This is a genomic window from Streptomyces sp. NPDC047072 (genome assembly GCF_040643855.1).
Classification (GTDB): Bacteria; Actinomycetota; Actinomycetes; order Streptomycetales; family Streptomycetaceae; genus Streptomyces.
On record NZ_JBEYVC010000016.1, the window covers coordinates 67792 to 80718 of the forward strand.

The window sequence follows — 12927 nt, forward strand, 5'->3', positions numbered from 1 at the left end:
TCAACGCGCCCTCCTTGGCAAGGACCGCACTGTCCACGCCTCCGAAGCGCTGGACCTGATCGAGTCGTTCGGGACCAACGTGTCACGGCGACCGAGCGCAGGGGAAAGGAACACCGAGATCCCGTGAGCGCTCCCAGCCACGTACAGCCCGTCTACCTCGGAGAAGAGCCGCCCGAGGCCTATGCCGCGAGCCTCTTCTTGTCCGGATTTCCGGCTGCCGACGATCCGACGTGGCCCGAGCGGGCCCTTGCGGAGGCGACCCGCCAGTGGTGTCACCCTGGCACCCTCGTCATCTTTCTCCCCGCGGCCCGAAGCGGCTCCTCCCGCTTCGACGCGCCTCGTCGGCTCACCTGGGAACACGTCCAGCGCGCCCGCGCCGATGAGATCATCCAGTGGGTGCGCGACCCGCTGGCCGCTTCCGGCCAGCCCTTCGGAGCATGGCTCAGCGCCGATGCGGACGACGGTCGTTCCGTCCTCGGCGGCCTCACCGAAACAGAGGGCGCCAGCCAGAGCCTTCGCCTCCTCGCCGAGGAGCTCTGCATTCCCATCGCCGGGACCCTGCCGCAGTCCATCTTGCTGGCTCTCGACCGCATCGGCCCCGGCGCCCCGCGCTCCGCCGGACAGCGCGACGTGCCGCTCCTGCTCTGGCGCACCCCCTCTTTTCGCGCCTGGCTCGACGCCCAGGAGGACGCCGGCAACAGGCTGCTCGGCGGTCGGATCTCCTGGATCCTCCGGGTCGGCCCGAACCGTTCTCATGTCTTCTTGTGGGCGTACGCCGCCCGCGTCTGGGTCGGGGCGGAGAGCCGTGTGAAGGACAACGAAGTCGTCCTGGGGCGGCCCGATCTCACCAGCGTCGTGGCCTACCGGCCAGCGCCCCGCTGGGACGACACCGAGATCGTTGTCATCCGCGAGTTCCGCTCAGCAGCCCGAACCCCGGACGGCCTCATCCGCGAGGTCCCGGGCGGATCCAGTTTCCGGCCCGGTGATCCCCGAGCAGTGGCCGCTGCCGAGTTCACCGAGGAGACCGGTCTGCGGCTGTTGCCGGCACGGCTCCAACTCGTCGGCAGCCGCCAGGCGGTCGGCACACTATCGGCCCACACCCAGACCGTCTACGCCGTCGAACTCAGCGCCTACGAACTCGAACAGCTGCGAAGCGACACAACGAGCCACGGCAACACCGACGAGACCGAGCACACCTACGTGGAGGTCGCCCGGCTCGGCGACCTCCTACGACCGGACAATCCCCGACCAGTGGACTGGGCCACCCTGGGGGCCATTCTCCAAGCCGTACCACCGATGCGATAACCGGAAGTCTGAAACCCCCAGGTTGCGGCGAGAGCTGGAGGCCAGCTCGGTCACCGGCTGCGGCGATCGACAGGCCGTCAGGCTGCGTGGCTGCCTCGCCGACTACGCCGCCAAACCCAGAAAGCACCTATGGCGGCCACTGCCAGGGCCTCGAAGGCAGCGCCGGTGCCTCCGGGCGCGCTGGCGACCTTCGATGCAGCGAGGACTCCGGAGACGATGAGGAGGTACGGCAGGAGGAAGAGGACGGTACGGCCGAGACGGATGGGATCCATAGGCCAAGTATCCCTATTTGTCCGCTACTTGGCCAGAGCGATTCTCTGTGCCCGGTGGTATATGGTCCGCACTGCTGCTTCGCTGTCTGGGAATTCGACGTCCCGGAGGAATCTGACTATGTAGGGGACTGAGTCCGTTGCTTCGGAGGGTTCAAGCCGTCGCCAGCAGCCGAGCGCGTTGCCGACGGCGCGAATGGTGGTGCTGTGTCGGGGTCCGAGGTGGAGGTGCCAGGCCCGAGCCATGAAGACCCAACTCGTCAGGCTGTATGGAAAGTCCTGGTTGAGCCAGGCAATGTCGGCGCGTACGAGGCCGACGGCCAGGGTGTAGAGGTGGTCCGCGCCGAATTGGGCGGACAGCTCTGTGAGTAGGTGATCGGCGGCGCGGCCGGCTTCGGTGAAGAGGTTTTGGTTGGCGGTGGCGCAGATGGAAGCGAGCCGTCCGCGGTAGGGCTCGGGCAGTGGTTCGTACGGCCGGTCGGGTGGCACGGGGTCCACCGCGCGCGACGTCGGTGGCGACAGACGCGTCGGCGACGCCGCCGTCTGGGGGCGGCTTGGTGCGGCAGCGACCGGAGCGTTGCTGTCCAAGGGGTGGCTGGTGCCGTCGGCGTCGACCCGGATCGTGGTCGTGTACTGCGCCTGCTCGTCCTGGATCACTGCCCGGAGCGGCATCTCCAGTGCAGCAGCCTCCAGTTGGAGGTGCGCCAGGACGGCGTCGTTGAGCGGGACGCCGGGAGGCGGCGCGAAGTACTCCTCGTCTATGAAGCAGATCCCGTCGGGTGTGATCCGGATCTGCACCGATTCTGGAGAGATATCACTCACTGCTGGTCCACCTGCTTGCCCGGGAGGAGGGGGATGGTGCTGATTCCGCCGGCGCTCGGAAAGCTCGGTTCAGCCCATCCGCGATACCGCAGACGCCAAGCACCGTTGGTGAGTACTTTCCGCGAGACGATGGCGATCTTGCCCTGGTGTGGGTACTCGTCCCCCACGTCGTTGCTGGCTACCTGGTCGTTGCCGAGGTACAGGGCGACGTGTCCCGCCCTCTTGCCGGTGTCGTAGAACAGCAGCGCTCCTGCGGGCGGTGACATGTCGCCCGGGTGCGCGAGTCCGGCGTCGACGAGCCGGTTCCAGTGGACGTTGGCTGTTGCGGACCCGGACGAGCCCCAACCGTAGGCCTGAGCTACGAAGTTGTCGCACATCCGGTACCAGCCCGTCTTACCCGCTTCGTTCCGGGCGCTCGCGATCGCCTGGGCGGCGGTGCGAGGGTTCTTGACCTTGAACGTTGCCTTGGGATCCGCGCCGCCTGTGGCGGCCGGGTCGTCGCAGCCCGTGCTGATCGACGTGACGGCGTGTTCCCCCCAGGTTTTGGCGACGAGCGCGCCCGCTGTGGACTCCCACTTGGCGTACTCGTTTCGGTACTTCTCGGCGGGACGCTGGATGCTCGCGGCGACCTTGGTGAGGGCCTTCTCCTGCCAGTTGTCCATCTCGACGAGCTGGTCGTAGAACTGCCCGGACGCGTAGACCGGGTCGGTGAGGTCACTGACGGTCCCCCAGCCTTGGGAGGGCCGTTGCTGGAAGAGACCCACGCTGTCCGCGTGGCCGTGGTGCAGGTTGTTGAGGGTGCTTTCCTGCATGGCCACGGCCACGGCGATGACTGCGGCACGAGGCGCTAGGTGCCGGGTACGGGCGACGTTGGTGATGGTGCTGGCGTTGCGTACCTGCCGAGGAGTCCATTCGGCGCTGTTCTGGGCGCCTTGGGGATGCAGCGGAACTGTCACCTGGGCGGCGCCAGCATCCGGTTCGCCGTCGAACTTCGGCTTCTCGCCTCCCGCGCCGGCTCCGCTTTCCCCGTCGCCGACTGGCTGAAGGCCGCTTTGGCAGGTGTTGGCGTTGGCCTGGGTCGTGGCACCGCTGACCGCGAGCACGCAGAGAGAGAGCACCGAGACGCCTGCTGCGGTGACACCTATGGCGGCCTTCCCGATCCCGTTCATCCCCACCTCGACCATAAACATATGTAGATGACAGAAGGTCAGTGAACAACAGGAGCGCCGGAACGGCCACCCATCCCAGGCGACTCCGACGAGTATCCAACTTCCTCCTGCATGGCGAAGGGTGTACGCGGGCCACCATTCATCGCGCTGCATTCAAGGTGGCTGAGGTGTCACCCTGCACTCCACGGGGTGCCCTGCGACTGCCAGAGATAGATCTATGACCTGCAACTATGTGAGACTCCTCGGGCCCGACCGGGCCCGAGGAGTCCGAAGCTGATTCCTGTCGAGTGACTGGGGTGGGATGCGTCGCCCCGTCACCTCTAGGGCCCTCAAGGCAGGTCTCTCATTCTGTAAACGCTTGTTGTCAAGTTTACGTGTATGTACCTTTCATCGTCATGGCTCGGTTTCGAGCCAGTCTCCGTGACGAGGGTGGAAGGGAGTCGGGGGATGCCCGTTTCACAACACCTGGTGGATCTCGCGGCGAGTGGTGACATCGGCACCCTCGTGAACGGGCTGTCCCCGGACTGGGGTCCATTCGGTCAGCTCGGGAAGGTGGGGCGGACGGTGATCCAGGCCCTCATGGCCGGCGTCGTTCTGCTCCTGCTGGGCCGCGCGATCCTCGGCGCAGTGCACATGAAAGTCGGTGAGGGCCAGCACGACGTAGCCCAGGTCAGCAAGGGCAAGAAGGACATCGCCGGGAGCCTGGTCGGAGCTTTCGTCGTCGCCTCGATAGGGACGATCTTCACCATCGTGTACGGGATGGGCATCTGAGATGGCCCCCAAGAGCGCCCCGAGGAAGGGCACCCGCGTCCTGGTCGACGAGACGCCGACGGAGCGGACCGGAGGAAAGCCCTGGTGGCGGGGGATGGCTATCGCTGGAGGGATCTTCCTCGCGGTGCTCGTCCTCGCTGTGTTCATGGGCTTGTCCGGCGGCAGCAGCGGATCTGATTCCGACGGCTCGTCGGACGGCCGGAGCCAGACCGCCCCGGCGCAGCGGAACGGCACCGGAGGGGACCCCAAGAGCACGGCCAAGAAGCTGGTCAGCGGTGTCCCGGTGGGCTACTCCCACAATCAGGCCGGTGCCGTGCAGGCTGCGATCAACTATCAGGTGGCCCGATCGTCCGCCGCGTACTTCACCGACGAGACGGTCCGCCACCAGACCCTCACCGCGATGATGACCAGCCAGGCTCTGGACCGGCAGATCCGCAACGACGACAACGGGATGCGGCAGGTCCTCGCCTCCCTGGGCGTCACCAGCGACAACGAGGACGCGCTGGTCGCACGTGGGGCGGCGATGGGCACCCGGGTCACCACGTACACCGATCAGGTGGCCACCGTCGACGTGTGGATGACCGGTCTCGTCGGCGTCACGGACAACAACGCTCCGATGCCGGTCTCGGCGTCATGGACCACTTACACGTTGACGCTTCAGTGGGAGTCCGGTGACTGGAAGCTGTCCGCGATCACGTCGGTCAACGGTCCGACCCCCTTGGACGCCGGAAGCGACAGCCCCACCAGCGTCGACGAGTTCCGCACGGCAGATCGGGAGTTCAATGCGCCCCCGTATGTCGGCTGAGACCCAGCAGCGGGTCCGGACCCGGCTCATCTGGATCACCGGGCTGACGGCCACGCTCAGCATCATGCTCGCCCCGGGCCAGGCCCAGGCGAACGACTTCTCCGACTGGTCCTGCAAGAACATCCCGTTCGCGGACAGGGTCTGCAACGTCGTCGAGGCGACGAACCAGGCGATCGACTTCGCGAGCGACCCCCTGGGCTATATCGCCCAGTTCTTCAACAATGCCGTGACCAGCCTCTTCACCCAGATGATGAAGGCGTTGGGGTCGACCACGCGGATCGACTGGCAGGATCCCGGGTTTCTCCGCACCTACACCATGGCGTTCGCCGCCTCCACGGTGCTGACCGTGATCCTGTGGCTGGTCGCCGTGGCCAAGAGGGCGATTCAGGGAGTTTCACCGTTTCAGGCGCTCGGGGAGTCGATCGGTTTCCTGCTCATGTCGGTGCTGGTCTCCGCCTTCGCGCCGCTGGCGGTCGCCTACATCGTGCGGGTCTTCGACGAAGCCGCAGAGACGATGTTCAAGCCGGTGGCGGGAGACGCAGCCGACATGGTCGTCACCGTCACGACGGCGATGCTCTCGCTGATGGCGATACCCGGCGGCGCAATCATCGTGATCTTCTTCTGCATGGCAATGCTGGCGGCCGTGGCCGGCGTGTGGCTGGAGCTCATCGTCCGCAACGCGCTGATCCTGTCGGGCCTGGTGTTCGGTCCGACCGTTTTCAGCGGTCTGGTCGACCGTGACCTATGGGGGCACACCAAACGCTGGTGCGGCGTAATGGCCGCGATCATCGCCTCGAAGTACGTCACCTTCACTGTCCTCGCGCTCGCCACCGGCACGCTTGCGTCGGACCCTCCGAAACCCAGCCTCGCGCAGTCCTTCGCCACGGTCTTCACCGCGCTCGCGCTGCTGTTCCTCGCCCTCTACATGCCCTTCCAGCTCTCGAAGTTCCTGCCGGCGTTCGGTGACGAGGTGCGCGACATGTACGCGGCCCGTGACGAGCTCAAGGGCCGGGCCAAGAACGTCGGCAGCCAGATGGGCGACTCCTACGGGGAGCTGAAGTCGCGTATGGGCGGCGGTGGCGACGGCGGATCCGGCGACGAAGGCGACGGTGGGGATGCCGAGGTGGCGGACGGCGATGCCCTGAGCGGTGGCGGCGAGGAGGCGGCCGAGTCGGGGGCGGCCGAGGGGACAGCCGCCGCGACCGGTGTCGGTGCGGCGGCCGTGGCCGCGAAGAAGGGGGTCGACAAGACCAAGGACGAGGCCGAAGCCGCAGTAGAGCGCGGTGTCGACGGGGCAACCGCCGGTCTCGACTCCGATGGTTCCTCGGCCGGCTCGTCGGCGGGCGGCGACTCCGACGGAAGCGACGGTCACACCCCGGGCGGGACTCCCGACGCCGCAGTCCCGGACAGCAGGACGGCCGGTGGGGGGCCGGTGGATGAGGCAGGCCCGCAGTCCTGGCCTCCGCCAGAGCCACCGGACGAGCCGGAACCTCCGCCACCGGACGAGGAGATGCGCTGATGCCCGTCCCCTTCGCACGCCCAGGAGTAGTTGTGGCTCGCACCTTCACTTACCCACGGCCGAGGCCGCGCGGTTTGCTCGGCCGGAAGCTCGATGCCGACGAGCAGCTCGTCTTGGGAGCCGGCTTCGTCGGCGGACTCATCTCTGCCTGGATCCTCGGCGGCATCCTGCTGAAGATCGTCGGCTTCGTGCTGGTCGCGGGCGTCTGTGCCTGGGCCACGCTGGCGCCGCACAAAGGGCGCACGTACGTCCGGTGGTTCGAGATCAACCGGACCTACAAGAAGCTACTGCGCGACGGCTCGCTGCTGTACAAGTCCCGGGCGCCGTACGCCGGCCGGTACGCCGACGGCCGCCGTGTCCCTATCGACTTGCCGGTCGGCGTGCCCCGGAACATGCAGTGGATCACGGCGCGCACCGCGTTCGGTGAGATCGCGATCGTGCTGCAGCCGGACGAGCTGATGTTCACGGCCGCGGTCGAGGTCGAAGGCCTGCGCGACTTCGGCAGCCTCGACACCGCCGACAAGGAGGCCCTGATCCGGGCCTACGAGCACCTGCTGAAGACCACGGCCGACAGCGGCGGGCGGATCCGGCGCCTTCAGTGGATCAGCAGGGTCATCCCCACCGACCCCAACGCCCACGCCCGGGACGCCGCTGAGCGCCGGGACAGGAACAGCCCGACGGAACTGCAGCAGTCGTACGACGAGTTGATCCAGCGCGTCGCCGTCACCGCGGAAGACCGCCGGCTGCTGCTCGTGGTGGGCATCCCCTACACCTCCGGCCTGGTCGCCGAGGCCCGCCGCTACACCACCCTCCACGAGGGCTACGCGATCACGCTCGGGCAGGAGATCGAGAGCTTCATCCGGACGCTGGGGCGCGGGCAGCTTCGTCACGTCCGCAACCTCGACGAAGCCGGCCTGGCCTCCTACCTGCACCACTCCTACGACCCCAGTCACTGGATCGACGACACCGCCGGGATGGACCGGGTCACGTGCTGGCCCGCTGTTCTCGATGCCCGCAACAAGAAGTACATGGCCTCCCGCAGCTGGGAGGCGGCCGAGGACGACTGGTACTCGATGACGGCCTGGGTGAAGGAGTTGCCCGTCCTCCCGGTCGGCATCAACTTCCTCGCGCCCGTCCTGCTCTACGTCCAGGACATCATCCTGTCGGTGTCCGTGGTCATGGACCTCGTCAGCACGGACCAGGCGATCACCGAGGCGATGGCGGACGCCACCAACGAACTGGGCCAGGCCGACAAGAAGGCCGGACGCATCGAGGACCCGCGCGAGCAGAAGGCCCAGAGCGCCTCGATACGCACCATGCGGGACATCGCCGACGGCGCAGCGGGCACACGGCTCGCGGCCTGGATCACCGTCACCTCGCCCACCCTCGATGCCCTGCGCCGGGACGCCGACACGGTCCGCGCGGGCGCCACCCGTGCCGGACTGCGCATGGAGTGGTGCGACAGCGAGCACCACCGCGCCTTCGCCAACACCCTGCCCTTCACCGCCGGACTGCTGAAGGAAGGGCGGTAGCGATGCTGGAGATGCTGCGCCGCCAGACGCAGACCCGGCGACGGGCTGTGCGCTCGACCACCAGCCACGCCTGCGGCCTCTACCCGGCGGTCGGCGCGGCCAGCATGGACCCCCGCGGCGTGATCATCGGCCGGGAGGCCTACAGCGGCAAGGCCTACATCTACGACCCGTTCATCCTCTACAACCCGCTCGCCCGCGTACGGCTTGCCAGCGGGCACGCGCTGGTCCTCGGCAAGTCCGGCTACGGCAAGTCCGCGCTGGAGAAGACCTACGTCCTGCGCCAACTGCGCTTCAGGGACCGCAACTTCGCGATCCTGGACGCGCAGGGCGAGGACGGCGCGGGCGAATGGGACGGCATCGCACGGCAGCTGGGCATCACCCCGATCCGGCTCGTCTACGGCGCCTCAGACGCCGGCGAAGGAGTGCGGATCAACCCGCTCGATCCGCGGATTCCCGCCGAGCACCAGTTCAAGGTGCTTACGTCCATGATGGAGATCCTCACCGGCACGCTCACCTCGCAGACCAAGTTCGCCCTGGCCGAGGCCCACAAGAGGGCGATCGCTGCCGCCCGCGAGCGGCAGCGCGTGGCGATCCTCTCCGATGTCCTGGACGCCCTCACCGCCCCGCAGCCGACCCTGCTCGGTCAACAGCCGGTCACGCCGGAGGATTTGACGGAGTGGGGCCAGCCGGCCGCCCTGGCCCTGGACTCGCTGTGCAACCCCAGCCGGGACCTGGCGGGCATGTTCGACGGCCCGACGACCGAAGGCATCGACCTCGACCTCGACGCCCGGTTGATCATCTTCGACCTGACGAAACTGCCGCGTGAGGGCGAGGCCATGCCCCTGCTGATGGCGGTCATCGGGCCCTGGCTCAGGTTCGGATGGATCAAGCCGGACGACCGGATCAAAAGGACTTTGATCGTCGAGGAGGCCTGGCACATCCTCTCCCACCGCCCGGTCGCGCGGCTCTTCGAGGAACTGGTCCGCTACGGCCGACGCCTGGGACTGAGCTTCTGGGCGGTCCTGCACCACCTCGGAGATCTGCTGCTGGAGCAGGCCCCGGAGGCGGCAGCCATCCTCAAGTTGACGGCCACCCGGGTCCTGTACCACATGGACCGGGACGAGGCCGAGACCACCGCCGACTACCTGGGACTTCCCGACTGGGCGCGCAAGGCGCTCGCGGACGGCTCCAACGTGTGCGCGCCCGGACGGGCCATCTGGCAGGTGGGCTCCCGGATCAACCTCGTTGAACATATCCGGACAAAGCTGGAGATACATCTCACGGATACCAATCGCCGGATGTCCGAGCGGCTGCCCGGGTCCGCAGACCGCCATGGCCATGCCTCGGCTCCGATTATCCCCCTCCGCAAGGGGGCTGCGGCATGATGCCGAAAGCGGCCACCCCGAAGACAGCGGCACGCGTGCGCCTCGGGCGGGACGCCGTGTGGATCATCCCGCTGATCGCGGCGTTCGTGCTCACCGCGCTGCTGTGGACGACCGCGCTGGTGTCCGGAGTCCTGGCGCACGGCCGGCCCGCGTCCATCACCTGGGACTCGGCGGGCAAGGCGGTCGTCGCCGTCTTCCGGCACCCCGGCGACCCTGCGGCGGCCTGGCCGGGCGACGCGGGGGTTGCCGGTCCCTTCGTGTTCTGGCCCACCCTCCTGGTGCTGCTCGCCGTGGCTGTGTGGGGCACGTGGAAGACGTACTGGTGGTGGAAGCGCCGGGGTGCCGACGGCGCCGACGGGATGGCGACCCGTGTCCAGCTGGAGAAGGCCATGGGTGAGCCGCAGGCCCTGTCCCGCGCCGGGTCCCTGCGTCCCACGCTCGCCGAGCAGAACCCCAAGGCCATCTCCATCCGTGACGTCGCCGTCTACATCGGAAGCGCCGACCCCACGGACATCCCTCTGTGGATCACGATCGAGGAATCGATGATCCTGGTCGCTCCGCCCCGCGAGGGAAAGACCTCCCAGATCATCCTCCCGGAGATCCTCGAATTCCGCGGAACGGTCCTCGCCACCAGCAGCAAGACCGACGTCCTCTACAACACCGCACTTCTGCGGCAAGAACACGGTCCCGTCTGGGTTCTGGACCCGACCGGGCTGTCCGGCTGGCCGAATCAGCTGCGCTGGCCGTTGACCGCAGGATGCGAGGAGTACCAGGTCGCGCGAAAGCGGGCCGAGACCCTCGCGGCAACCACCAAAAGCGAAGAAGGGACAAAGAATGGCGGTTATTTCGCGCTCAACGCGAAAACCCTTATTACCTGCTGGCTGCACGCCGCAGCCCTGCACCGGCGTCCGGTCCTCGACGTGCTGGCCTGGGCGACCGACCCGGACAACCGCGAGGCGGTCGACCTGCTGGCGGCCAAGGGCAAGCACCTCCTCGCCGCCGCGCTGGCCGGCCAGCACGCGGCGGCTGAGGAGGAACGTTCCGCCACCTGGAGGACCGCGGAGCAGAGCTTCATCGCGCTCTATGACGAGAAGGTCGCCGAGATCTTCGCCCCTCAGGGGGACGTGGAGGTCTTCGACATCGAGACCTACCTCCGGCAGTCCGGAACCCTGTTTTTGATCGGCGAGGACGAAGAATCAAGCGCTCTCGCCCCGCTGAACGCGGCCTTCGCCAAAGCGATGTTCGACACCGCCAAGAGGGTTGCCGCCCGCAGCCCCAACGGCCGCCTTCCGATTCCGCTCGGCTGCTTCCTGGACGAGCTGGCCAATGTCGCGCCGCTGCCGGAAATTCCGAGCCTGATGAGCGTCAGCGGCTCGCAGAACATTTTCATCATGGCCGTACTCCAGGGCTATGCCCAGGCCGAGGAGCGCTGGGGCGCCCTGGGGGTCAGGAAGATGTTCGCCAGCGGCACCGTGAAGGTGTTCCTGGGCGGTATCAGCGACCCCGAGGAACTGAAGTCCTACAGCTCGCTCGCCGGTGAATTCGACGAGGACGTGGAGACCGTCTCCGACGACGGGGACCGGGTCTCGGTGTCCACGGCGGTCCGCCGCCGGGCGGTCGTCGAACCGGCCACCATACGCATGATCCCGGAACGCGGCGGGATGGTGTTCCACCGCCGCACCCCCGCGACCCTCGTCAGCTTCGTCCGGGCTCACGAGGGGCCGCGGGCGGCGGAGATCAAGGACGCCACGCGCCGGGCGCACGAGATGGTCGCCGATCGCGTCCGCCTGGAGAAGGCGGGCGGTCATGGCTAGCGGCTTCGAGGACATCTTCGCCGAGCTCACCAACATCAACGCTGAGCAGGTCCTGCTCAGCGAGCGCGTCAAGCTGCTGGAGGAGCAGCTGTCCGCCTCCGGTGCGTCCGGCGGCGGGGACGAGGACGGCGAGCGGGAGCGCCCGGCCGGCGAGCCGGTGCGCTGGCACGAACTCGACGCCGAGCAACACGCCGTGCTCTGGCCGCAGTTCGTGTCCTGGGTGATCTGGGCGGCCGACCGCTACGAGATGACCACCGATCAACTGCCGCGCCAGTGCTGGTGGCAGCACGGCGCGGTCGTCGAGGAACTCACCGCCCTGTGGACCTCCCACGAGTCGGCGTACGCGAACGGGGAGGATGGCGGCTCGGCGCCCTACCTGTGGCAGGACGCCCTGGCCCGCGCCCTGGAGCGCATGGGCCGGTTCTGGCTCGGCTCCTGCCGCAACGGCCAGCACAAACAACGGCACCGCGATGCCGCCTGGGGCGGCGACGCCGACTATCTGCTCCTCCTTCTGGCCGCCGGAGACCGTGAGCCCGGCGGCGACCCACCCGGACCGGGTCGCGCGGAGCCTCTGGACGACGAGGACGGCAACGGATGACGACACCACGCAGGAGGCTCTCCATGGTCAAGAACAGGTACGGGCGCACCGTATTCGCCCCCTGGCGAGAGCGCCTGCCGCACCGGTACGGGACGCGGCCAAATCCCCGGGAGTACTTCACCAGTTCGGATCGCGGCCGAGCAGCAGGCCGGGGAGTTACGGGACGCGATGGTCCTCGCCGGAACTCCCGTCGGCGGCGAGGCCGAGGAACGGCGGTCCCACCCGGACCGGCTCCGCCGGGGTCGAAGCCGACCGGATCGTCCTCCACGAGCTGATCCACCCGCTCGCCGCCACCCCTGCCCGCGGCATCCCTGTGCCGCTGCCCCTCTCCTAGCCACCGGCCCGCCGGTCGCACGCACCCCCGCGGCCCTGGGCCCCGATCCACGCATCTGCCTTTCGCACCCTGGGAGCAGGCGTTGAGTACACCGCAGCCGCCCGCCGACGACCAACCGACCAACAGTTCCGACGGCTTTCTGCCCGGTCTGGACCTCGATGCCGAGGCTCTTCAAGGGCGGAGCCGGTCTGCGGCACGCCCGGATGATACGCCGGCGGGAGAGGATGGGACGGGGAGCCCCACCCCGTCCGAGGGCGCTGAGCAGGCAGGAGACGTTGACGATGAACCGGTACGGCGAGCAGGCGATGGAGCACTGGAGGCAGAACCGGCCCCAGGCCTACCGGGAGCTGGAGGATCCTCAGGAGTACTTCACGGACCTGGGGACGCAGATCGAGCAGGAAGTCGAGGCGCGAGCCCGGCAGTTGGCGGGCACGGAGCCGGACGGGGAGGGCTACCTTCAGCGCCTCGGGCGGCTGAACACCGCCCGGTTGGAGGCGGAGGGCGCGGTACTGCGGGAGAGGGCGCTCCTGGAGGAGGAGCCGGAGCAGGACTAGGAGCGCCCGCCCGGCCCGGACCGCGTACGGAGCGGGAGCGGGTCGCCGCG

The 12927-nt window shown here is 68.2% G+C and carries 11 protein-coding genes; 9 read left to right on the forward strand and 2 right to left on the reverse strand.

What is annotated here, in order from left to right:
• Positions 1-123: 123 nt before the first annotated feature.
• Complete coding sequence (locus ABZ896_RS10130) at positions 124-1305, forward strand: NUDIX hydrolase (protein ID WP_360924888.1); 1182 nt, start codon at positions 124-126, stop codon at positions 1303-1305.
• A 296-nt stretch (positions 1306-1601) separates the two neighbouring features.
• Here the strand turns inward: ABZ896_RS10130 and ABZ896_RS10135 are convergent, their stop codons facing one another.
• Both ABZ896_RS10135 and ABZ896_RS10140 read right to left on the reverse strand, forming a co-directional pair.
• Entirely contained in the window at positions 1602-2396 is a 795-nt protein-coding gene (locus ABZ896_RS10135; protein WP_360924891.1) for a hypothetical protein, read from the reverse strand.
• Positions 2393-3586 carry a hypothetical protein gene (locus ABZ896_RS10140; RefSeq protein WP_360924894.1) on the reverse strand — a complete coding sequence of 398 codons (1194 nt, stop codon included), beginning with the start codon at positions 3584-3586 and terminating at the stop codon, positions 2393-2395. Before ABZ896_RS10140 ends, ABZ896_RS10135 begins: the two co-directional genes overlap by 4 nt.
• 426 nt (positions 3587-4012) lie before the next feature.
• Here ABZ896_RS10140 and ABZ896_RS10145 point away from each other — a divergent pair, with 426 nt between their 5' ends.
• The 8 genes from ABZ896_RS10145 (at position 4013) to ABZ896_RS10180 (ending at position 12877) form a co-directional block, all read left to right on the forward strand.
• On the forward strand, positions 4013-4336 hold the full coding sequence (locus ABZ896_RS10145; protein WP_360924897.1) for a hypothetical protein: 324 nt from the start codon (positions 4013-4015) through the stop codon (positions 4334-4336).
• A gap of 1 nt (position 4337) precedes the next feature.
• Positions 4338-5141, forward strand: a complete 804-nt coding sequence (locus tag ABZ896_RS10150) for a hypothetical protein (protein WP_360924900.1) — start codon at positions 4338-4340, stop codon at positions 5139-5141.
• Positions 5131-6660 (forward strand): hypothetical protein, encoded by a 1530-nt coding sequence (locus ABZ896_RS10155; protein ID WP_360924903.1) that lies wholly within the window; start codon positions 5131-5133, stop codon positions 6658-6660. Before ABZ896_RS10150 ends, ABZ896_RS10155 begins: the two co-directional genes overlap by 11 nt.
• On the forward strand, positions 6660-8192 hold the full coding sequence (locus ABZ896_RS10160; RefSeq protein ID WP_360924906.1) for an SCO6880 family protein: 1533 nt from the start codon (positions 6660-6662) through the stop codon (positions 8190-8192). Before ABZ896_RS10155 ends, ABZ896_RS10160 begins: the two co-directional genes overlap by 1 nt.
• 2 nt (positions 8193-8194) lie before the next feature.
• The gene (locus ABZ896_RS10165; protein ID WP_360924910.1) at positions 8195-9577 is read left to right on the forward strand and encodes an ATP/GTP-binding protein; all 1383 of its coding nucleotides are present in this window, start codon (positions 8195-8197) and stop codon (positions 9575-9577) included.
• Complete coding sequence (locus tag ABZ896_RS10170) at positions 9574-11391, forward strand: TraM recognition domain-containing protein (protein ID WP_360924913.1); 1818 nt, start codon at positions 9574-9576, stop codon at positions 11389-11391. Before ABZ896_RS10165 ends, ABZ896_RS10170 begins: the two co-directional genes overlap by 4 nt.
• On the forward strand, positions 11384-11989 hold the full coding sequence (locus ABZ896_RS10175; protein ID WP_360924916.1) for a hypothetical protein: 606 nt from the start codon (positions 11384-11386) through the stop codon (positions 11987-11989). Before ABZ896_RS10170 ends, ABZ896_RS10175 begins: the two co-directional genes overlap by 8 nt.
• Positions 11990-12604: 615 nt before the next feature.
• Entirely contained in the window at positions 12605-12877 is a 273-nt protein-coding gene (locus tag ABZ896_RS10180) for a hypothetical protein (protein WP_360924919.1), read from the forward strand.
• Positions 12878-12927: the final 50 nt, after the last annotated feature.